The 20,863-nt window shown below is 54.7% G+C and carries 19 protein-coding genes; 9 read left to right on the top strand and 10 right to left on the bottom strand.

The features are described from left to right. The first annotated feature begins 45 nt into the window (after window positions 1–45). The 5 genes from AC1DUO_RS13670 to AC1DUO_RS13650 are packed head-to-tail and all read left to right on the top strand — an operon-like array spanning window position 46 to window position 5,366. A complete protein-coding gene (locus AC1DUO_RS13670) occupies window positions 46–564 on the top strand; it encodes a Csu type fimbrial protein (RefSeq protein ID WP_119262080.1) in 519 nt (172 codons plus the stop codon). Window positions 565–572: 8 nt separating this feature from the next. Beyond that, a complete protein-coding gene (locus AC1DUO_RS13665; protein WP_112197498.1) occupies window positions 573–1,118 on the top strand; it encodes a Csu type fimbrial protein in 546 nt (181 codons plus the stop codon). Window positions 1,119–1,137: 19 nt separating this feature from the next. Beyond that, entirely contained in the window at window positions 1,138–1,935 is a 798-nt protein-coding gene (locus tag AC1DUO_RS13660) for a fimbrial biogenesis chaperone (protein WP_013576917.1), read from the top strand. 18 nt (window positions 1,936–1,953) lie between these two features. Then, the gene (locus AC1DUO_RS13655) at window positions 1,954–4,401 is read left to right on the top strand and encodes a fimbria/pilus outer membrane usher protein (RefSeq protein ID WP_119262081.1); all 2,448 of its coding nucleotides are present in this window, start codon (window positions 1,954–1,956) and stop codon (window positions 4,399–4,401) included. Further along, window positions 4,398–5,366, top strand: coding sequence for a Csu type fimbrial protein (locus AC1DUO_RS13650; RefSeq protein ID WP_013576919.1), 969 nt, complete (start codon window positions 4,398–4,400; stop codon window positions 5,364–5,366). The genes AC1DUO_RS13655 and AC1DUO_RS13650 overlap by 4 nt, the downstream gene beginning before the upstream one ends. A 55-nt stretch (window positions 5,367–5,421) precedes the next feature. Here AC1DUO_RS13650 and AC1DUO_RS13645 read toward each other — a convergent pair whose 3' ends face one another. Together AC1DUO_RS13645 and alkB are read right to left on the bottom strand one after the other, a co-directional pair. Then, a complete protein-coding gene (locus AC1DUO_RS13645) occupies window positions 5,422–5,901 on the bottom strand; it encodes a cold-shock protein (RefSeq protein WP_013576920.1) in 480 nt (159 codons plus the stop codon). 109 nt (window positions 5,902–6,010) lie between these two features. Then, window positions 6,011–6,664 (bottom strand): DNA oxidative demethylase AlkB, encoded by a 654-nt coding sequence (gene alkB / locus AC1DUO_RS13640; RefSeq protein ID WP_119262082.1) that lies wholly within the window; start codon window positions 6,662–6,664, stop codon window positions 6,011–6,013. Window positions 6,665–6,801: 137 nt separating this feature from the next. On the opposite strand from alkB, the gene AC1DUO_RS13635 reads away from it, so the two are divergent. Next, on the top strand, window positions 6,802–7,620 hold the full coding sequence (locus AC1DUO_RS13635; RefSeq protein WP_013576922.1) for a shikimate 5-dehydrogenase: 819 nt from the start codon (window positions 6,802–6,804) through the stop codon (window positions 7,618–7,620). A 61-nt stretch (window positions 7,621–7,681) separates the two neighbouring features. Here the strand turns inward: AC1DUO_RS13635 and gudD are convergent, their stop codons facing one another. The 6 genes from gudD to dgt form a co-directional block, all read right to left on the bottom strand. Beyond that, a complete protein-coding gene (gene gudD / locus AC1DUO_RS13630; protein ID WP_119262084.1) occupies window positions 7,682–9,019 on the bottom strand; it encodes a glucarate dehydratase in 1,338 nt (445 codons plus the stop codon). 28 nt (window positions 9,020–9,047) lie between these two features. Beyond that, window positions 9,048–10,391, bottom strand: coding sequence for an enolase C-terminal domain-like protein (locus AC1DUO_RS13625; RefSeq protein ID WP_013576924.1), 1,344 nt, complete (start codon window positions 10,389–10,391; stop codon window positions 9,048–9,050). Next, window positions 10,388–11,761: an MFS transporter gene (locus tag AC1DUO_RS13620; protein WP_013576925.1), complete on the bottom strand. Its 1,374-nt coding sequence runs from the start codon at window positions 11,759–11,761 to the stop codon at window positions 10,388–10,390. The genes AC1DUO_RS13625 and AC1DUO_RS13620 overlap by 4 nt, the downstream gene beginning before the upstream one ends. 226 nt (window positions 11,762–11,987) lie before the next feature. Next, complete coding sequence (locus tag AC1DUO_RS13615) at window positions 11,988–13,148, bottom strand: CdaR family transcriptional regulator (RefSeq protein WP_013576926.1); 1,161 nt, start codon at window positions 13,146–13,148, stop codon at window positions 11,988–11,990. A 237-nt stretch (window positions 13,149–13,385) separates the two neighbouring features. Next, the gene (gene degP / locus AC1DUO_RS13610; protein ID WP_013576927.1) at window positions 13,386–14,837 is read right to left on the bottom strand and encodes a serine endoprotease DegP; all 1,452 of its coding nucleotides are present in this window, start codon (window positions 14,835–14,837) and stop codon (window positions 13,386–13,388) included. A 207-nt stretch (window positions 14,838–15,044) separates the two neighbouring features. After that, the gene (gene dgt / locus AC1DUO_RS13605; protein WP_015690399.1) at window positions 15,045–16,559 is read right to left on the bottom strand and encodes a dGTPase; all 1,515 of its coding nucleotides are present in this window, start codon (window positions 16,557–16,559) and stop codon (window positions 15,045–15,047) included. A 183-nt stretch (window positions 16,560–16,742) separates the two neighbouring features. On the opposite strand from dgt, the gene mtnN reads away from it, so the two are divergent. From mtnN to AC1DUO_RS13590, 3 genes are all read left to right on the top strand, one after another. After that, window positions 16,743–17,447, top strand: a complete 705-nt coding sequence (gene mtnN, locus AC1DUO_RS13600) for a 5'-methylthioadenosine/S-adenosylhomocysteine nucleosidase (RefSeq protein WP_013576929.1) — start codon at window positions 16,743–16,745, stop codon at window positions 17,445–17,447. Then, complete coding sequence (gene btuF, locus AC1DUO_RS13595; RefSeq protein ID WP_015690400.1) at window positions 17,447–18,259, top strand: vitamin B12 ABC transporter substrate-binding protein BtuF; 813 nt, start codon at window positions 17,447–17,449, stop codon at window positions 18,257–18,259. Before mtnN ends, btuF begins: the two co-directional genes overlap by 1 nt. A 325-nt stretch (window positions 18,260–18,584) precedes the next feature. Further along, window positions 18,585–18,830: a hypothetical protein gene (locus AC1DUO_RS13590; protein WP_015690401.1), complete on the top strand. Its 246-nt coding sequence runs from the start codon at window positions 18,585–18,587 to the stop codon at window positions 18,828–18,830. A 107-nt stretch (window positions 18,831–18,937) separates the two neighbouring features. Here the strand turns inward: AC1DUO_RS13590 and erpA are convergent, their stop codons facing one another. Further along, window positions 18,938–19,297 (bottom strand): iron-sulfur cluster insertion protein ErpA, encoded by a 360-nt coding sequence (gene erpA, locus AC1DUO_RS13585; RefSeq protein WP_013576932.1) that lies wholly within the window; start codon window positions 19,295–19,297, stop codon window positions 18,938–18,940. 88 nt (window positions 19,298–19,385) lie between these two features. Next, window positions 19,386–20,849, bottom strand: a complete 1,464-nt coding sequence (gene clcA, locus AC1DUO_RS13580; RefSeq protein WP_041673167.1) for a H(+)/Cl(-) exchange transporter ClcA — start codon at window positions 20,847–20,849, stop codon at window positions 19,386–19,388. Window positions 20,850–20,863: the final 14 nt, after the last annotated feature.

Here is a 20,863-nt window from a genome sequence, read left to right as displayed (position 1 = left end):
CCGGTTCCGGCTCTGACTGGCTTTCGGTTCAAGGAAGGAAAAATCATGGACATCAAGGTACTGCGGCTACTGCCTGCCACCCTGCTGGTGTCGGTGCAGTTGCACATTCCGCTGAGTCAGGCGGCAACGATAGGCATCAGTGCCACGTTGCTGCCCGCCTGTGAAGCGGGAACCACGACGTCCGGCAGCACCCGTTTCGGTACGCTGAATTTTGGCAATTATGCGTCGCTCACCAGCGCGGTGAATGCTACCAGCACACCACTGGCGGGTTCGATCCGCGTAAAATGTGTGAGCGGGCTGACCTACAAAATTGTCATGGATGGCGGCAGCAGCGGTGTGGTTACCGCCCGCAGAATGGTCAATACCACCAACAGCGCCGCGACGCTGCAGTACAACCTTTACACCTCGGCGGCACGCACCACCGTGTGGGACAACACCACCGGCGTCAGCGGCACCGGTAACGGCGCGGATCAGTGGAGCACGGTCTATGGCCGCGTTCCGGCACAAACCACGCCTGCCGCCGGTGTTTATCAGGATACGGTGAATGTCACCGTATCCTGGTAGAGGTGACGATGCCTGCCAGACTGCGTTTTCCGCCCGTGTTATTACCGATGATGTTATTGCTGCTGATATTGTGCAGTTCAGCGCGTGCCGCCACGGCAACCACGACGTTTACCGTTTCGGCGACCCTCACCAATGGCTGCGTATTTGGCAGCTCGCTTGCCAGCCCGATCTCCAGTCTCGGCACCCTCAACTTCGGTTCCCTGTCGGACATCGCCAGCAACGTCGATATTGTCAGCAGCACGGGCGCAGGTTCCGTGGTCGTCACCTGCACGCCGGGTACCTCCGTCAGTATTGCCATGGATTACGGCACTCACGGCGGCACCGCCACACGCCGCTATATGCAAAACACCACCAATACCGATCTGCTGGGCTACCAGCTTTTCCGCGATGCCGCCCGCAGTCTGGTCTGGGGCAATGGCGCGCTGGTGATGTCCATCCCCAGTTTTCCGGATACCTCGCAAACCTACCCGGTTTATGCACGTTTATACGCTGTGACCCCTCTGCCTTCCGCCGGGACGTATACCGACACCGTCACTGTCACGTTAACTTATTGAATCATCAGGATATAAAAATATGAAGACACTGTTTCTACGCCTTTTCACTACCGCCGCATTGCTCGGTGCCTTTCTGTCTTGCGTGAACGCACAGGCTGCCAGTTCGGTGCTGGTCTGGCCGGTCTATCAGATTATTGAATCTGATCAGAACGGATCTGCCCTGTGGCTGGAAAACCGTGGCGCAGAACCGGTGTCCTTGCAGGTGCGCGTACTGGCCTGGAAGCAGGAGAATTTTAACGAGAAGTATGCCGATCAGACCAACGTGGTCGCCAGCCCGCCATTTGCTACCGTGCCACCGGGGCAGCGTCAGTTGATCAGGCTTATCCGCAACACGCCGGTGCCGGCCAATACCGAGCAGGCGTATCGCATCATTATTGATGAAATCCCTTCTCCGCTGAACGACTCCGCGCAGGGGAAGGACAAAGCGGTCGTCGGTCTGCAATTGCAGATGCGTTATTTACTGCCGCTGTTTATGGATGGCGGCAATTTGTGGACCAACGATCGCGCGGATATCAAACGCGACCCTTCCACGGCGACGCGTCCGATCCTCAACTGGCGTACGGTGTCCGAGGGCGGGAAAACCTATTTGCAGGTGGGTAATACCGGCCTCGTCCACGCACGCCTGAGTAACGTTTTCTGGTCGGCGACGGGTAACCAGAAACAAGGCGTAAAAACCATGGTGGGCGGCTTTATGGGTTATGTATTGCCGGGACAACAAATGCGCTGGCCAGTGCCCGCAGGTGTGACGCCAGGGGCGCAACTCAATGCGCAGATTGCCGATAACACCCAACCGATTGTCATTCCACGCGGCCAGTAACAGCAGGAGCCGCAACGAATGACAATCAGACGTCTTCTCCGGGAAGGTCATCAGCGACCGCTTTATTTCCGGAGAAGCCTGTGCCTGATATGCCTGAGTACGTTCAGTGCACAGGCGCAGGAATATTCTTCACTGCCTGATGCCCCGCGTGCGGCACCGGTGGTCACGGACGCCATGTTTTATCTGTCGGTTGTGGTCAACGGTCAGACGGATAATCAGGTCGTGCCGGTGACGTATCGCAATAACGCCTACTTCGTCGAAGCCGGTGTTCTGGCGAAGAATCACATCCACATTAATGGCCGGCAGGGGCTGATCAATGTCGGTGAATTGCCGGACGTAAAAGCCAGATACGATTCGGCCACCCAGCAACTGGTGTTAACGGTGCCAGATGCCTGGCTGCCGAACCAGAATGTCAGCGGCGATCCGCTGATGAATTACACGCCGTCGCAAAGCAGCACCGGCCTGTTGTTTAACTATGATTCGTACTACACCGATCCACCCGGCGGTGCGAAGTCTGTCGCCACCTGGATGGAGCAACGGTTATTCAGCAGCCTCGGACTGGTCACCAATACCGGCACTTACCGCTACAACATTGATAACGCCGACAACAGCAACGGCGGCCAGACCACGCAGGACGGTTATCTGCGTTACGACACCTTCTGGCGTTTCACCGACGAGAAAAATCTGATCAGCTATCAGGTCGGGGATTTCGTCAGCGATTCCCTGACGTGGAGTAACTCGGCGCGGATGGGCGGCCTGCGTATCAGCCGTAACTTTGGCGTGCGTCCGGATCTGGTGACCTACCCGTTGCTGCAATACAGCGGCACGGCGGCGGTACCGACCACGGTTGATTTGTTTCTGAACGGCTACAAGGCCAGCAGTAATAACCTCAATTCCGGGCCTTTTACCCTGACCAACGTGCCGTATATCAATGGCGCCGGTGAAGCGACGATCGTGACCACCGATGCGGTCGGACGTCAGGTCTCGACCAGCGTGCCCTTTTACGTTTCCAACACGTTGCTGCGCAAAAGCCTCAGCGATTTCGATTTCTCGCTCGGGGCTGTACGTAACAATTATGGCGTCACCAACGGCGACTACTCAGATACCGCATTCAGCGGGATTTACCGATACGGGCTGAGCGATTACCTGACGCTGTCCGGCCATTCCGAAACCGTACAGGGTCTGGCGCTGGGCGGATTGGGCACCGATATCGCGGTCAGCACCTGGGGCACACTGAGTGTTTCAGGCAGCCAGAGTAAAGCCGACCGTGCGCGGGGCGAGAACGTGACCGATAAAAAAGACGGCAGCCAATACACGCTGGGCTATTCCTACTATTCGACGGTATTCAGCCTGTCTGCTCTGCGCTCAAAACGCACGGCGGGTTATCAGGACATCACGTCTTACACCAGCGACACGCGGTTAAGCCGTCAGGCAGATCAGGTGACGTTCAGCACGTCGCCGTTCGGGAACGCTAACGGCACGATGGGCATCGGGTATTACGATGTCGAAGCCTATGACAATTCGCATACGCGGCTGGTGAATTTTTCTTACAGCCGCTCGCTGTGGGGACAAAGCAGCATGTTTTTATCCCTCAATAAAACGCTGGGCGATACCGGCTACAGCGCGCAGTTGCAGTTCATCATTCCGATTGGCACCAACATCAATATGAATGCGGGCGTACAGCGCGACAGTGCGGGTAATTATCAGGAGCAAACCGGCGCCAGCAAGGCGACGCCCACCGACGGCGGTCTGGGCTGGAATCTGGCTTACAGCGGCGGCAACAATCCGTATCAGCAGGCCGATGCCACCTGGAAATCCCATTACGCTACGATCCAGGGCGGCTTCTACGGCAATCAGGGCGATTACACCCACTGGGCAGATCTGAGCGGATCCGTGGTGTTCATGGCCAATGACTGGTTCCTGTCGGATAAGATCAATGATGCCTTTATCGTGGTAGATACCGATCATTACGCGGATGTTCCGGTGCTGTTCGAGAATCAGAAAATGGGCAAAACCGATAAAAACGGCCACCTGCTGATCCCGACCGTCAGCTCGTATTATCCGGCCAAAGTGGAAATCGACACCCTGCCGCTGCCTGCCGACGTGGTCACCAGTAACGTCAATGACCGCATCGCGGTGAAACAAGGCAGCGGCGTGGTGGTGAAATTCAGCGTCGAGAAAGTGCTGTCCGCCAATATCACCCTGCATGACGCCGCCGGACAACCGCTGAAACCCGGCACGCTGGTCACGGAACAAAACACAGAACAGACCACCGTCACCGGTTACGACGGGCTGGTGTACTTCTCGCACTTACAGGAAAACAACGTGCTGAATATCCAGACGGAAGATCATTCGCTATGCCGGGTCAGTTTCACCCTGAACCCTGCCCGTCACAGCATTGAGCAGGTCGGCCCGCTGACATGCCCCGGCGGCACAGCGAAAACAACGGCAGGAGATAAATCATGAGGATTTTCAGGCAGCAGATGCATCGCGGATTATTGCTGATGCTGTTGCTGGGTACAACGTGGTGGGCAAAAGCGGGATGCACGACGGCGCCCGGGAGCATTACGCTGGGCACACAAAACTCGTTTGCAGTCAGTTCATCGCCGCTGATCACCTCAGGGGGCAGCGGATTAAGTTGTACTGGCGGGCTGCTTAACATCGCAGGCACCAATACCATCACCGCGTTTATCGGCGTGACTCAGCATCCCAGCAATTCGCAGCCCAGACTTTACAGCGGGACAACGGGGCAGTATTTACCCTACAGCCTGTGCAAGGATGCCAGCTGCAGTGCCGTTTATAATCAGGGCGATACCATCAGCTGGAGCAGCACCACGGCGCTGGGATTACTCGGCTTGTTTTCCGGCCCCAACAGCACCTTACCTCTCTACGTCCGGCCGGTCGCCATTTCCAATCTGGCCGCAGGCACTTATACCGATGTCATTCCCATCTCATGGACATGGAATATGTGTTCAGTGGCTATCGGCACCTTACTGTGTCTCGCAGACTCCGGTAACGTGTCGGGCAATGTCGCCCTGACGCTCAATGTCACCAATTTCTGTTATATCGACAGCGCGCCCAATGTGGGTTTCGGCAGTGCTGCACTGCCTTCCGGCCTGACCACAGTGGTGGCAAATACTATCAGCGTACGCTGCACCCTGAACGCCAGCTATTCCGTCAACCTGACCAGCAGCGTGCCGGTGTCCGGACAATACCGGCAGATGGCCTCCACCGTCGGCGGCACCACCCGTTATCTGCAATATCAGATATTTAAAGGTGACAGCACGGTATGGACGGCTTCCACCGACAGCAGCGCGACCGGCACCGGCACTTCACAATCGTTTCCGTATACCGCATCCGTAAATCTTGCGCAAAGCAATCAGCCCGCAGGTAACTACAGCGATATGGTGACGGTCACGGTGACGTATTAAGAAAGAAGGGAAAGCAGAACCGGTGCCACGATGTGCACCGGTTTGAGAAGGGATATTACAGCGCTTTCAGCGTCTTGACGGTGGCATCCACGTCAATTTCATCTTCAGTGAACACATAGGTGCTGTTCTGGAAAGTGGTGATCAGCAACTTTTTCATGGTGCGCATCTCCGCTTTTTTTTCTTCTTCCTGCGGGCGGATACGGTTCATCAACAATCCGACGGAAAGCACAGCGTTTTCTTTGTCGATTTTGGTTTCAGCAGGAACCTCTTCGTTAAACGCCAGGAAGGATTTGATGCTGGTGATTTTGATACGCTCACCGGCAATAAAGATGTATTTGCTCTCCGGCTCGACTTTCACCGCAAAGGCGGAAAGGCCTTTGTTGTTGGTGGTCGGCTCAAAGGTGACTGCCGCATCTTTTTTAATCAGCTCAGGGTTTGCAACTTTAATCACGTGGAAATAACGGTTATCGCCGTTTTCATCTTTGATAAAACCGAAACCTTTATCTTCAAACCAGGTTGTGATTACGCCGTTCATCGCTTACCGCCTAAGTAATTATTTATTCAACATGTCATTTTTTGCAGGGCGGCAGTGTAAAGCAGAATGCGGACAAAGTCCTGTGCTTTACGGCCTGATGCCCACGGAATTACGTCGCTTTACGGAACGTAAGATTAAACCGGTACGATCCGGTCAGCGGATGCTCGCCCGCTTTCAGTGGCAATACGCCGTGATAACGCAGCCGCGACGGGCCGCCCCACACCACAATATCGCCATGCATCAGCGGCACACGCTGGGTTTTATCACTGCGCTCCATGCCGCCAAACTGGAAAACAGCCGGTAAGCCCAGCGAGACAGAGACGATCGGCTGGCCGAAATCGTGCTCGTCTTTGTCCTGATGCAGGCTCATTTTCGCCCCCGGCTGATAGCGGTTGATAAGACAGGCATCCGGCTCGAAGCCTGCAAAACCCGCCTGGTCCGCCGCGCTCACGGCAAGCGAACGAAACAATTCCGGCATCGGCGGCCATTGCTGATGACTTTCCGGCGAGGTGGCCTGGTAGCGATAACCTGCCCTGTCCGTCACCCAGCCGACATCACCGCAATTGGTCATTGCCACCGACATCGCATAACCGCCCGGCGTGGCGCGATACTGAAAAGGCACCAGCCCGGCGATCCGGTCGATTTCCGCCAGCAATGCGACATCCTCTGCCAGCGCCGCACCGCGCAATACCACCGCGCCCGGGCACAGTTCTTCGCGCCAGTTGGGGTGAAAATCGGGGTGATCAAACAAGTCCAAATTCATATCAGCCTCCGTGTTCACGCATCTGTTAAGTATAACAGCCGATTTGAGACAGAGGCAGATTGTCGGGGCGGATCGTTTCAGCTAAGGTTCATTAAGAGGCCGTAAGGTCATAAAGAACATCTTAAAAGGAGAATGAAATGAGTCGGGAAATTAACAAAGACACGCAGTTGTGTATGTCCCTTTCCGGTCGTCCGGGCAATTTCGGTACCCGTTTTCATAACAGCCTTTATCAGGCATTAGACCTGAACTTCGTCTACAAAGCATTTTCCACCCAAGACATCGAAGCCGCGGTGAAAGGCGTACGCGCACTGGGTATTCGCGGCTGCGCGGTCTCGATGCCGTTCAAGGAAGCCTGCATTCCTTTCCTCGATGAGTTGGATCCTTCCGCGACAGCCATTCAGTCGGTGAATACCATCGTCAATGACGACGGCTTCCTGCGCGCCTACAACACGGATTACATCGCGGTCGCCAAACTGCTCGACAGCCATCAGGTGCCGCGTGATGCCGTTTTCGCCCTGCGCGGCAGCGGCGGCATGGGCAAAGCCGTGGTCGCGGCCATTCGTGATGCCGGTTTCAAAAAGGGCTACATCATTGCCCGCAACGAAGCTAACGGCCGTGCGCTGGCGGAAGAATACGGTTATGAATGGAAAGCAGAAGTCGGCGATGTTGCCGTGGATATGGTGGTGAATGTCACGCCAATCGGCATGGCGGGCGGGCCGGAAGTGGATTCACTGGCCTTTGAACCGGCGGTGATTGACCGCGCCAGCATCGTCTTTGACGTCGTCGCGCTGCCGGTAGAAACCCCGCTGATCCGCTACGGCCGCGAACACGGCAAGAAAGTGATTACCGGTGCGGAAGTCGCCACACTTCAGGCCGTCGAGCAGTTCGTGCTGTATACCGGTGTACGCCCTTCGGATGAACAGATAGAAAAGGCCGCGGCACACGCACGGGGCTGAGTTTCCTGTCAGAACGTAAAAAGCCTCTCACCGGAGAGGCTTTTTTATAGTTGCATATCACTTACCGCACCAGACACGGTTTTTTCGGATCAAACTTCCAGTCCGGCACCAGGAACTGCATGCCCTGCGCATCGTCACGGGCACCCAGCCCCATGCCTTTGTACAGCTCGTGCGCCTTCATCACCTGATCCATATCCAGCTCAACGCCCAGACCCGGTTGTTCCGGCACGCGCACCTTACCGCCTTTGATCTGCAACGGTTCTTTGGTCAGGCGCTGATTGCCTTCCTGCCAGATCCAGTGCGTATCGATGGCAGTGATTTTACCCGGCGCAGCGGCGGCCACCTGGGTAAACATCGCCAGTGAAATATCAAAGTGATTGTTAGAGTGCGAACCCCAGGTCAGCCCCCATTCGTGGCACATCTGCGCGACGCGAACTGACCCCTGCATCGTCCAGAAGTGCGGATCCGCCAGCGGAATATCCACGGATTTCAGCTGGATGGTATGCCCCATCTGACGCCAGTCGGTGGCGATCATATTAGTGGCCGTCGGCAGGCCGGTTGCCTGACGGAATTCGGCCATCACTTCGCGCCCGGAGAAGCCCTGCTCGGCACCGCATGGATCTTCCGCATACGCCAGCACACCGCGCAGTTGTTTGCCGAGCGCAATCGCTTCATTCAGCGACCAGGCACCGTTAGGATCAAGTGTGATCCGCGCCTGCGGGAAGCGTTGCGCCAGCGCCGTCACGGCTTCGGCCTCTTCGCTGCCTGCCAGTACGCCGCCTTTCAGTTTGAAATCATTAAAGCCGTATTTTTCATACGCCGCTTCCGCCAGACGCACCACCGCCGCCGGTGTCAGCGCCTCTTCATGGCGCAGGCGATACCAGTCGCAACTGTCGCCCGGCTGGCTCTGATAGCCCAGTGAGGTTTTGTTGCGGTCGCCGACGTAGAACAGATAGCCGAGCATTTCGACTTCATCACGTTGCTGCCCGTCGCCCAGCAATGATGCCACGGTGACGCCCAGATGCTTGCCGAGCAAGTCCAGCATCGCGGCTTCGATCGCCGTCAAGACGTGGATAGTGGTACGCAAATCAAAAGTCTGCAAACCGCGGCCAGAGGCATCACGGTCGGCGAATTTTTCCCGCACGGCGGTCATCACATTTTTGTATTCACCCAGCGTTTTGCCAATCACCAGCAACGCGGAATCATCCAGCGTCTGACGAATTTTCTCGCCGCCCGGCACTTCACCGACGCCGGTGTTACCGCTGCTGTCCTTGAGGATCAGGATGTTGCGGGTGAAGAAAGGGGCATGTGCGCCGCTGAGATTAAGCAACATGCTGTCGTGCCCGGCCACCGGGATCACCTGCATGGAGACAATTTTAGGTGTAGATGAAGAGGTCATGCTTACTCCTTAGTGAATTCAGATTCCGTTAACCACGCCCCAGTGCCGGGCGCTTGCGATCGAATGTCCAGCCGGGGATCAGATACTGCATCGCGGCGGCATCGTTGCGCGCACCGGTCGGCAGTTTCCGGTGCAGCTCGTGGGCGCGATGGATTTGATCCATGTCGATCTCCACGCCCAGCCCCGGTTTTTCAGGCACTTTGATTTTCCCGTTCACAATTTGCAGCGGCTCTTTGGTCAGGCGCTGGTTGCCTTCCTGCCAGATCCAGTGCGTATCTATCGCCGTCGGCTTACCCGGTACGGCCGCACCGACATGGGTAAACATCGCCAGCGAAATGTCGAAATGGTTATTCGAATGGCAGCCCCACGTCAGACCCCACTCATCGCAAAGTTGTGCGACCCGCACCGCGCCATGCATGGTCCAGAAATGCGGATCCGCCAGCGGAATATCCACCGACTGCAACATCACCGCGTGCTGCATCTCGCGCCAGTTAGTGGCAATCATGTTTGTGGCGACCGGCAAACCGGTGGCACGGCGGAATTCCGCCATCACTTCGCGGCCGGAAAAACCTTGCTCCGCACCGCACGGATCTTCGGCATAGCTGAGGATACCGTGCAGGTCTTTGCACAGGTCGATTGCTTCATCCAGCAGCCACGCGCCGTTCGGATCAACCGTGATCCGCGCATCCGGGAAGCGTTTTGCCAGTGCTTTAACCGCCTCGATCTCCTGCTCGCCCGGCAGCACGCCGCCTTTGAGTTTGAAATCTTTGAAGCCATAGCGATCCTGCGCCGCTTCGGCCAGCCGCACCACCGCCTCACTGTTCATCGCTTCCTGATGACGCAGGTGATACCAGTCGTGATGGCTGCGTTCCCCTTCCTGATACGGCAAATCGGTTTTCTGCCGGTCACCGATATAAAACAGATAACCGAGCACCGTGACTTCGTCGCGCTGTTTGCCCGGCCCGAGCAGTTCACACACCGGCACGCCGAGGAATTTGCCCATCAGATCCAGCAGCGCGGCTTCCAGTGCGGCGACGGCGTTAACGCGCAGTTCGAACGTCCACGCACCTTTACCGAAAGAGTCAAAATCCGATGACTGATTGCCGACGTGGATCTGATGCACCAGCCGGTTCATGCGCGCCACTTCCTGGCCTTTCACCTGAGCAATGGCCTCCACCAGCGTGTTGTAAATCACCTCCCCGCCCGGCGCTTCGCCGACACCGGTGTTCCCGGCACTGTCCTTGAGGATAACGATATTGCGGGTGAAGTAAGCACCGTGCGCGCCACCAATATTCATCAGCATGCTGTCATGCCCTGCCACAGGAATGACCTGCATATCCGTGATAACCGGTGAGGATTGCGTACTCATCATCTTTCCCCTTTTACTGTGCCTGTACCGTGGTACGGGCGAAGCTGAATACGTTCGATTTTTCCGACAATAAACACGTAACTGACGACGGCGAGCAGTGCGTGGATGCCGACATAAATCAGCGCGCCGTTGAAGGAACCGGTGGTCCCGATAATGTAGCCGATAGCGATCGGCGTGATGATGCCGGAGACGTTACCGAACATGTTGAACAATCCGCCGCTCAGCCCGCTGATTTCTTTCGGTGCGGTATCGGCCATTACCGCCCAGCCCAGCGCACCCAGACCTTTACCGAAGAAGGCGAATGCCATAATGCCAACCACCATCCATTCGGTATCAACGTAGTTGCAGAAAATCATCGACATCGACAACAGCATACCGATCACAATCGGAGCCTTGCGCGACAGTGTCAGGTTGCTGGTTCTGCGCATCAGCCAGTCGGAGATAATTCCACCCAGTACGCCGCCGAGGAATCCGCAAATCGCCGGTACTGAGGCCACCATGCCCGCTTTAAGTATCGACATACCGCGCGCCTGAACCAGATACACCGGGAACCAGGTGATGAAGAAATAGGTCAGCGCGTTGATGCAGTACTGGCCGATGTAAATGCCAATCATCATGCGGGATTTCAGTAACTGTTTCATCTGGAAGGTTTTTTCGCCTTTTACGACGGCTTTTTTGGTGATTTTCTGATCCATATTGATCAGCGCACCACCGGCTTCCATGTAATCAAGTTCGGCCTGATTTACGCCCGGATGATCTTTCGGATCGTGGATCACTTTCAGCCAGATGAAACTCAGCACGATCCCCAGACCGCCCATGAAGAAGAAGACGTGTGACCAGCCCACTTCGTGCGTCAGCCAGCCCATGATCGGGGCGAAAATAACCGTGGCGAAGTACTGCGCTGAGTTAAAAATAGAGACTGCGGTGCCACGTTCCTGAGCCGGGAACCAGGCTGCGACGATACGGCTGTTGCCGGGGAAGGACGGCGCTTCGGCCAGGCCAACCAGAAAACGTAAAGCAAACAGCGATACCACAATGCCGAAGCCGCTGAAGACATCGACAAAGCCTTGCAGCAGGGTGAATAACGACCAGATGAAAATGCTGTAGAAATAAACTTTTTTCGAACCGAATTTATCGAGCAGCCAGCCACCGGGTATTTGCCCGATGACATATGCCCAGGAAAATGCCGAGAAGATATAACCCATCCCGACGGAATCCAGCCCGATATCTTTGGCCATCGCCGAACCGGCAATGGATAACGTGGCACGATCGCCGTAATTAAATGAGGTGACAATAAATAACATCACCACTATCCAGTAGCGCGCGTTAGTTCTTTTTTTGACGGCACTGGCTGCTGAAACGGTAGTTTCCATGGTGTTCTCCGGAATTAATGACAACGCCTCTAAACAGAGATAAAAGTCATTCCATTCACAGAACTGTAGGGTTCAGAGAGGAAGGAACGCAGCCAGTATATGAACAACATTCCCTTTACTCATTGGGCAATCAACCAAGCATAAATAGCCCTTTGCATTTATCCTGAGGCAAATGCCCAGCGACGTGCGAGTTGTTTCACAAAAAATGAAACGGCTGTGATGGCGGTCACAGATGGTTGTTATCTAATTGCAGGGCCACGTACAGCAATAAACGATCGTCGAAGTTCCCCAGATCCAGGCCGGTTAATTCCGAGATACGGTTGAGGCGATATTCCAGCGTATTACGATGAATATACAGTGCCTTAGACGTAGCGGTCGGCTGAACATTATGGTGGAACCACGACGTCAGTGTGCGGCGCAGTAATCCGTTGCCATCCGTCGCTTTCAGACGCGCCAGCGGACGCACCAGTTCATCGGCCTGCCAGCCGCCACGCAGGCTGTCGAGCAGCACGGGTAAGATCAGATCCTGATAGAAGTAACACCGCTGTTCCGGCATCCGCTGTTTGCCCACACTCATGGTGGTACGTGCGGTGCGATAAGAACGGGCGATGCTGCCAGGGCCGGTAAAAAAGTTGCCAAGGGAAATGCGCACGCGCAGACGACCAGTTTCGGTCATGCGCGACAGCAGATGATCAATGCGCTGGCGGTGGCCCTCTGGATCCCAGCGATCGTAGCTGTTCAGGGCCGGTTTCAGCACCACCATTTCGGTGAGGGAAACGATAGCGATCAGGTTGTCACGCTCCGGCGTGGTCAGTAAAGTTTGCAGTTGTTGCAGTTCTGCCATGGCAGAGTCCACACCGAGCTGTCCGCTGTCGACTTCCACCACCGCCGCGACACGTGGCCGGTTGAGGTCGATGCCCAGACGCTGCGCCCACTCCATCAGCGCCGGAGAGAGTTCATCCACACGAATCAGGTTAAGCACCAGTTCTTCCCGCAGACGGCTGTCCTGCGCCAGCATGTGCAGCAGACGCGCCTGTTCGAGCATCATTTCGGCGGTCATACACACCAGCTCGCCATACTGACGCAACTGGGACGGATTGCCCGTCAGGCCGATAACGCCCACGATCTGACCGTCAATACGCAACGGCAGGTTGATGCCCGGACGTACACCGTGCAAATGCCGTGCAACGCCCTCGTCGATGTCGACAATGCGCTCCTGCGAAATCGCCAGCAGTGCGCCTTCGTGCAATTCACCAAGACGCTGATCATCGCCGCTGCCGATAATCCGTCCGCGACCATCCATGACATTCACATTACTATCAATAATTTGCATTGTGCGGGCAACAATTTGTTGCGCCAGCTTTGCATCGAGATGATATGCCGACATGGAACCCCTGCCTTGCTGTTTTATCGTTGTTAAAACAGCATACTCAGGCCGCGATGCCCATACATTATGCAAATGCCCAAAGAGCGAAAGCACCTATTGAAGTTGCGGGGAATATCACATTTTTAAGCAAATGCCCAACCGGCCCGGCAAAATCCACATGATTGATGAGAGTCCCTGAAAGACAGGCAAAAAAAAGCACGCCGGAGCGTGCTTTGTGTGAGGTATAGCAGGCGGAAATTACTGCGCCAGCAGGTAAATTGAGGTATCACCACGCTGAATATCCAGCGCCAGAACGTTTGGTTTGGTGTCGAGAATTTTACGCAGCTCGCCCAGATTGGTCACTTTCTGCTGGTTCACACCCAAAATGACGTCGCCTTTTTTCAGGCCGATGCGCGCGGCCGTTGAACCCGGCTTCACTTCATCGACTTTCACACCTTTCTGATCACCTGCCGCACCGTTACTCAGTTCAGCCCCTTCGATGCCGGTATAAATGTTGCCGGATTCGATTTTCGATGTCTGAGTGCTTTGCTCAATGGTCACGTCAACGTTCATCGGTTTGCCTTCACGCAGCAGGCCGAGCGTCACTTTGGTGCCGATTGGCAGGGTGCCGATATCAGCACGGAACGAGGCGAAGCTGCTGATCGGTTTACCGTTCATGCTCAGGATCACGTCACCGGCTTTAATGCCCGCTTTCTCTGCGGCAGATTTCGGCATGACCTGACTGATGAATGCACCGCGCTGTGCGTCAACTTTCATGGCTTTCGCCAGTTCGGAGTTCAGCTCGGTCCCCATGATGCCCAGCTCGCCGCGTTTCACCTGACCGAATTCGATCATTTGTTTGGACAGGTTTTTCACCATGTTACTTGGGATCGCAAAACCGATACCGATGTTGCCGCCGTCCGGTGCCAGGATCGCCGTGTTAAGGCCAATCAGTTCACCATTCAGGTTCACCAGCGCACCACCGGAGTTACCGCGGTTGATCGCGGCATCCGTCTGGATGAAGTTTTCGTAGTTCTCAATATTCAGGCCGGAACGACCCAGTGCAGAAACGATACCGGAAGTCACGGTTTCGCCCAGACCATACGGGTTACCGATAGCCACGGTGTAATCGCCCACACGCAGTTGTTCGGAATCCGCCATCTTAATGGCCGTCAGGTTTTTCGCATTCTGTAACTGAATCACCGCGATATCAGAACGCGGGTCCTTGCCGATGACTTTGGCGTCGAACTTACGGCCATCGTTCAGCTGTACGCTGATTTTGGTTGCGTTATCAACAACGTGGTTGTTGGTAACCACATAACCTTTGTCGGCATCAATGATGACGCCGGAACCCAGCGCGCGGAAATCTTCTTTCTGTTCAGGCGCAGGCTGACCGTCAGGCCCCTGACCGCCGCCCTGACACACCGGAGAACCCTGGAACGGCGAACCGTCCTGGCACAGCGGCGAATTCTGACCAAAGAATTGCTGGAACTGCTGACCCATGCGTGGTGTTTTTACCGGCGCACTGCCTTCAACGTTGACGCTCACCACCGATGGCATCACTTTTTCAAGCATAGGTGCCAGGCTAGGAAGCTGAGTGGTGCTGGTGCTGGAAGACGCAGTTTCAGCAGCCAGTGCAGAAGAAACCGGGGCCATTGCCATACCGATGCTTAACGCTAATGCGCTGAGGAATAAACTCGATTTTTTCATTTTTCAGGATCTCTTAAAATTATTGTGGCAACCAAAATAGTCGCATTGCTTGGTAGTCGTGATACTGAGATGGTATTAATAGCGTGAAGTTCATCAGGGTCGAAATGACAATGGTAAAAAATTATTGTCAGCATTTACAAATGGCGTTTTTTCAAACAGTTCCGTAAAGAAAATTAAAGAGAGTTCAATTTGTCTTTTTAAAACAAATTACTCAGCCGCCATGAGTCTTCTGTATTCATCGTATGCATAAAGGTCAGTCATTCCGCTGATATAATCCTGAATCATTCGCGCACGGTAATAAAACTCCTGCGCGGCATGTTCCGCGACCGGTAATCCTTCCAGCGCCGCCACGGCATTGTTGTAAGCCAGACGATGTTTGGCTGAAATCTTATGCAGCAGACGGGTTTCAATCGGATATTTCCTGTGCGTATCCTCCTGAACTAGCTGGTTAAAATCGGTCAAAGGCATATCCAGCAACGGGCTATAAATATCAAGTAATCCGCTGATCACCCGATAGCCTTGTAATTCCAGCTCCTCCACTTCGTGATGATTGAATACCTGTTTGAAGGCCACCGCTTTATAAATCTCTAACAACCGGTTGGCCTGGCTGTCATCTTCCAGCAACGCATGATTAAAGGTACCCTGATAAATATCTTCTATATTATCAATGAACCGGCGGGCAGCATGCGGCACCAGTTGTTTCACTGTCTGAACGCGCAGTTCCATAAAGAAGTAATCCACCGGATTACGGAACGTTTTCGCTTTATCCATTTTCTCGTAAGCAGTGCGAACCACTTTATCGAAGAAGTCATTTTTCTCTATCGCGCCCCACTCACGGCACAGATAATTATAAAGCTGTTCCACGCTGAAAATACTTTTCTCAACCGCATCTTCCAGATCGGCAATGCAGTAAGAAATATCATCGGCCGCTTCCATAATGTAGGTAAGCGGAAAGCGGTTAAATTCACCCAGCCCGAGTTCAGTGCGCAGTTTTTTGATGAACGGCTCTTCCGCCAGATAAAAACCCGGTTTTTTCATCAGGTAATCATGCGAAGGAAGTTTAGTCATTGAATACGCAGGGCGGGTATATTTCAGAATGCAGGCGGTCTGGCTGTAAGTCAGATTGAGTTTCAGCAAGGTGAAGACCAGCCGGATGGCCTGCGCATTGCCTTCAAAATTAGACAGGTCGTAGCGGATTTTACTGCGCAGCTGGTTCAGTTCAGCATCGTCTGGCGTCAGGCGCAAACACGTCACCAGACAGGCATCCGTTTCCTGTGGTGTTTCGCCGCAACCGGCGGTGTCCATCCGCTTAGCAAACCAGTTGTTAATGGCGGATTCACCAAAATGCCCAAATGGCGGATTACCGATGTCGTGCATCAGGCACGCCATTTCTACCACGCTTTCAAAGGGATCGGTCACCTCGTCCAGCCCGTAAGCCTCAAGCTTGTTCTGCCTGCGCAAACGGTGGAGGATCTCTTTGGCGATGTGACGGCCAACCTGCTGAACTTCAAGGGAATGGGTCAGACGACTGCGGACGGCAGCATTTTTCTCCAGCGGAAAAACCTGAGTCTTTTGTTGCAGACGGCGGATGGCAGCCGAGTTGATAATGCGCCCGCGATCGCTTTCGAACTGACGGACGACATCATAGTCATCGCGTGCCTCGATCGGGGCGCTGAAAGGACGCTGAAAATTGAATTTCGTTTTAAAATCGATCCCGGACATGATTTCCCACCTTTTCAGCCACTCACACATCAAACCGACGCGCTTTTTGCAGTAGCAACCTGCACCCCAAACGGATTATTTCTTACCTTTAGCCATGATAGACTATCGCACATTGTTTTCGTGATTAAACCGTCAATTCCGCACACGCTGCGRCTCATTCCAACCACATCTGCGAGTATTCATATGAAAGTAGGCATTATCGGTGCAATGGAGCAGGAAGTGACCCTGCTGCGCGACAAGATTATCAACCGTCAGACTATCGAACGCGCAGGCTGCGAAATCTATACTGGCCAGTTAAACGGTGTGGACGTGGCGCTGCTTAAATCCGGCATTGGTAAAGTGTCTGCCGCCATGGGCACCACATTGCTGCTGGAACATTGCCGTCCTGACGTGGTGATCAATACCGGTTCCGCAGGCGGGCTGGCGAAAACCCTGAAAGTCGGTGATATCGTCGTGTCTGATGAAGTGCGTTATCACGATGCTGACGTCACCGCGTTTGGCTATGAACCGGGCCAGATGGCCGGTTGCCCGCCTGCGTTCACTGCTGATCCGGCGCTGATTGAACTGGCAGAAAACTGTATCCGTGAACTCAACCTGAACGCCGTACGCGGTCTGGTTTGCAGTGGCGATGCGTTCATCAATGGCGCAGCGCCTCTGGCACGTATCCGCGCAACCTTCCCGAATGTTGCTGCTGTCGAAATGGAAGCCGCGGCTATCGGTCACGTTTGCCACCTGTTCGGTACCCCGTTCGTGGTCGTTCGCGCAATTTCTGATGTTGCTGATGGTGAATCCCACCTGAGCTTTGAAGAATTCCTGGTGGTTGCCGCACAGCAATCCACCCTGATGGTAGATGCGATGCTGACAGCGCTGGCGGCTGGCGAAGAATAATGATGCGCCGGTTCGGCCTCATACTGAGTTGCCTGCTGCTGCCTGTGGCAGCAACTGCGGCGCCGGCCCAACGGGTGATCAGTCTGGCACCCAATCTGACAGAACTGGCATTTGCCGCCGGTCTGGGCGATCAGGTAATCGGAGTTAGTGCTTACTCCGATTACCCGCCACAGGCCAGCAAGCTTGAGCAGGTGGCGAACTGGCAGGGAATTAACGTCGAACGTATTGTGACGCTGAAACCTGATGTAGTTCTCGCCTGGCGTGGCGGTAACCCGCAACGTCCGCTGGATCAGCTGATTTCGCTGGGTATCCACGTTATCTATCTTGATCCGCAAAATGCGGAACAGGTGGCACAAGCGCTGGAACAACTTGCGGCGTACAGCCCTTCTCCGGACAGCGCAAAACGCGCCGCTGCTGATTTTCGCCAGCAATGGCAGGCGCTGAAGCTGAAATATCATCGCCAAAAGCCGGTTTCTGCCTTTATTCAGTTCGGCACCCAGCCGCTGTTTACTGCCGCCGCGACCACAATGCAAAGTGAAGTGCTTAACGTCTGTGGTGCAAAAAATATTTTCGCCGACAGTCGTGTGCCCTGGCCTCAGGTCAGCCGGGAACAGGTTTTAAGCCGTCATCCTCAGGTTATTGTTATATCGGGCGGAACATCACAAAAACAGGTGATCGAGGATTACTGGCGTTCCATGCTCAGCGCGCAGGTTATCGCACTGGATCCTGACTGGTTCAGCCGCGCCGGGCCGCGTATTCTTCTTGCCGCACAACAACTTTGCCCGCAGCTTGCAGCCTTGCCTCAGGGGTGAATGCTTACTAACTATTTAGCCATGCCCCCGCGAAATACCGGCATGGCGCTTTTCCGAATTGTTGCTTTATTAACCGAAATCAATAATTCTGCCCTGTCATCTGGTAACATGTCCGGCGTAAAATCCTACGTACGTTGCCAGCCCTCGATTTAACATTATCTCTTTGTATTACAGACGAAATAATAAGAATAACGGCGCGATACACGATAAAAACGTGACTTATTTCCCGATCATAAGAAATCTGGATTAAAGGCCGTAAAATTTAGACCGATAACCTTTTCAGCCAGGCTGATTTTGTTGAACTACACCAGCAGGAATAACAATAATGAAAGCTCTTTTACTCAGTGCGCTGCTCGCACTGATCCCGCTGTCGGCTGTTGCGGGCATGGCGGGCGGTCAGATTGGCGTCAGCCTGACCATCCTGCCGGGTTGCAAGATTGATGCTGCGCGCACAGGCACTTCCGTCATCTGCGCCAGCCACACGATGATGCAACCGCATATCAGCGAAATCATGCTTAATGCCGTGCCGGGAATTAGCATCGGTTCGAAGCTGGTGACTGTCGAATGGTAACCCCCTTGTGAATGCTCACTTACCTGAGCACCCTGTTCACACCGACGGTTTCAACATAAAAAAAGCCCGTCTGCATAGCAAACGGGCTTTTTCTTTAAGACGGATATTTAGATACTAAAGGAAGAACCGCAACCGCATGTCGTTTTTGCATTCGGGTTGGTCACCACAAAACGTGAACCTTCCAGACCTTCGGTATAATCCACCGAACCGCCAACCAGATATTGCAGGCTCATCGGGTCAACCACCAGCGCCACACCGGCTTTTTCGATGGTCATGTCGCCGTCATTAATTTTGTCGTCAAAGGTGAAACCGTACTGGAATCCGCTGCAACCCCCACCGGTGATGTACACGCGCAGTTTCAGGTTCGGGTTTTCTTCGTCGGAAATCAGGTTTTTCACCTTACGCGCCGCGGCCTCAGTAAACTGTAACGGCAACGCGGTTGTTTCATTCAACAATGCTTCACTCATAATTTCTCACTCCCAATCCGCATTTGTTCAGGCCGCCGGATTGACTGTCTGAATAATATACTCATTATCTTATACCTGAGTTAATGCTTCAAGTATGGGCATTTTTGGCTGCGCTGTCCTGCTTATTGATGCCTTCAGCGGCGATCTCACCCTGCGCTTTTTCCGCGTTCTCACGTTCCTGCCTCTGTAAGGTGCGGGTCAATATGGCGGAATACAAGGGCTTACCCCCCAGAAATTGCGCCAGCAGGGTCGCGCCCAGGCAGGTAATGATCATCGGTAAAATCAGCTGATAATTATCGGTCATCTCCAGTACCAGCACGATACCCGTCAGCGGTGCACGCACGCTGGCGGCAAATAACGCGCCCATCCCGGCGATGGCAAAGGTGGCAGGCTGAATATCATATTGCGGAAACCAAGCCAGCGCGGCGGTGCCGAATGCGGTGCCGAGCAAAGTGCCCAGCGCCAGCATCGGAGCGAAAATCCCGCCCGGTGCGCCGGAGGCAAAGCACAGCAGCGTAGTCACCACCCGGACAACAAAGATCACCAGCAACATCATCAGGCTGTATTTTCCTGCCGCCGCCAGCGGGATCAACGCAAATCCGCCACCGGTGACTTCCTGATGCACCAGCCCGAGCAGGCCGCAGAATCCGCCCAACATGCCGCCGATGATCAGGATTTTTCGCAGATTTCCGCCATGCACACGGGCAAACATATCCTGTGTGCGGAAAATCAGCGCATTGAAACTGACGCCGACCACACCAAAGACCATGCCCAGCACCAGATACAACCACAGCGTATTGAGCGGCGCACTCGCCAGCCTGCCGACTTCAATCACCGCGCCGTCGCCGTTAAAAATACGGAAAACGATACTCGACATGATCACGCCGATAAACACCGCTTTTATCGAGATCAGGCTGTAACGGAACTGCAGGCGCATCTCTTCGAGAATGAACAGGATACCGGCGAGCGGTGCGTTAAATGCCGCAGAAAGCCCGGCCGCCGCGCCGGTAGCCAGCAACGAATGCCGCGCCTCCGCGCTGCGCAGCCGGAAAATATCGACCATCATTTTCCCGACATTCGCGCCCATCTGCACGGTTGGCCCTTCCCTTCCCAGCACCATACCCGCACCCAGCGTGCCCATGCCGCCAAAGAATTTCACCGGGATCACCCGCCACCAGCGCACCGGCCGTAATTCCTCCAGTGCGCCTTCGATTTCAGGGATCCCCGAACCGCCCGCTTCAGGCGCATAACACCGGACCAGATAATAGCCGACCATCGCCAGCGCGGCAGAAAACACAAATGTCAGCGGCCACAGCAGGATCCAGTAATCATTGAAGACGCCCAGCCCGGCAAGCCGGACCGCCATCACCCAGTTCACTGCTTTCTCAAAAGCCACGCCGAGTAAGCCGGCAACCGTACCGACCACTGCGGCGACCAGCAAAATGGTGACCGGCGTTTTATCACGACGCAGTAAAAGGCGCAGGATTTCGCTGCGTTTGCGCGGGCCGCGCACGGGCGCATCCGCTAAAATTTCAGTGTCTGATTCATTCATCTCAGAAAGGGAAA

Source organism: Rahnella sp. P4_A8 (assembly GCF_056402435.1).
The sequence above is the reverse complement of the archived record's forward strand: the minus strand, read 5'-3'. Positions and strand labels throughout refer to the sequence as shown.

Bases quoted from the DNA above. Each gene is read 5' to 3' on its own strand.
- AC1DUO_RS13670 (WP_119262080.1), top strand. From the start codon at position 46: ATGGACATCAAGGTACTGCGGCTACTGCCTGCCACCCTGCTGGTGTCG.
- AC1DUO_RS13665 (WP_112197498.1), top strand. From the start codon at position 573: ATGCCTGCCAGACTGCGTTTTCCGCCCGTGTTATTACCGATGATGTTA.
- AC1DUO_RS13660 (WP_013576917.1), top strand. From the start codon at position 1,138: ATGAAGACACTGTTTCTACGCCTTTTCACTACCGCCGCATTGCTCGGT.
- AC1DUO_RS13655 (WP_119262081.1), top strand. From the start codon at position 1,954: ATGACAATCAGACGTCTTCTCCGGGAAGGTCATCAGCGACCGCTTTAT.
- AC1DUO_RS13650 (WP_013576919.1), top strand. From the start codon at position 4,398: ATGAGGATTTTCAGGCAGCAGATGCATCGCGGATTATTGCTGATGCTG.
- AC1DUO_RS13645 (WP_013576920.1), bottom strand. From the start codon at position 5,901: ATGAACGGCGTAATCACAACCTGGTTTGAAGATAAAGGTTTCGGTTTT.
- alkB (WP_119262082.1), bottom strand. From the start codon at position 6,664: ATGAATTTGGACTTGTTTGATCACCCCGATTTTCACCCCAACTGGCGC.
- AC1DUO_RS13635 (WP_013576922.1), top strand. From the start codon at position 6,802: ATGAGTCGGGAAATTAACAAAGACACGCAGTTGTGTATGTCCCTTTCC.
- gudD (WP_119262084.1), bottom strand. From the start codon at position 9,019: ATGACCTCTTCATCTACACCTAAAATTGTCTCCATGCAGGTGATCCCG.
- AC1DUO_RS13625 (WP_013576924.1), bottom strand. From the start codon at position 10,391: ATGATGAGTACGCAATCCTCACCGGTTATCACGGATATGCAGGTCATT.
- AC1DUO_RS13620 (WP_013576925.1), bottom strand. From the start codon at position 11,761: ATGGAAACTACCGTTTCAGCAGCCAGTGCCGTCAAAAAAAGAACTAAC.
- AC1DUO_RS13615 (WP_013576926.1), bottom strand. From the start codon at position 13,148: ATGTCGGCATATCATCTCGATGCAAAGCTGGCGCAACAAATTGTTGCC.
- degP (WP_013576927.1), bottom strand. From the start codon at position 14,837: ATGAAAAAATCGAGTTTATTCCTCAGCGCATTAGCGTTAAGCATCGGT.
- dgt (WP_015690399.1), bottom strand. From the start codon at position 16,559: ATGTCCGGGATCGATTTTAAAACGAAATTCAATTTTCAGCGTCCTTTC.
- mtnN (WP_013576929.1), top strand. From the start codon at position 16,743: ATGAAAGTAGGCATTATCGGTGCAATGGAGCAGGAAGTGACCCTGCTG.
- btuF (WP_015690400.1), top strand. From the start codon at position 17,447: ATGATGCGCCGGTTCGGCCTCATACTGAGTTGCCTGCTGCTGCCTGTG.
- AC1DUO_RS13590 (WP_015690401.1), top strand. From the start codon at position 18,585: ATGAAAGCTCTTTTACTCAGTGCGCTGCTCGCACTGATCCCGCTGTCG.
- erpA (WP_013576932.1), bottom strand. From the start codon at position 19,297: ATGAGTGAAGCATTGTTGAATGAAACAACCGCGTTGCCGTTACAGTTT.
- clcA (WP_041673167.1), bottom strand. From the start codon at position 20,849: ATGAATGAATCAGACACTGAAATTTTAGCGGATGCGCCCGTGCGCGGC.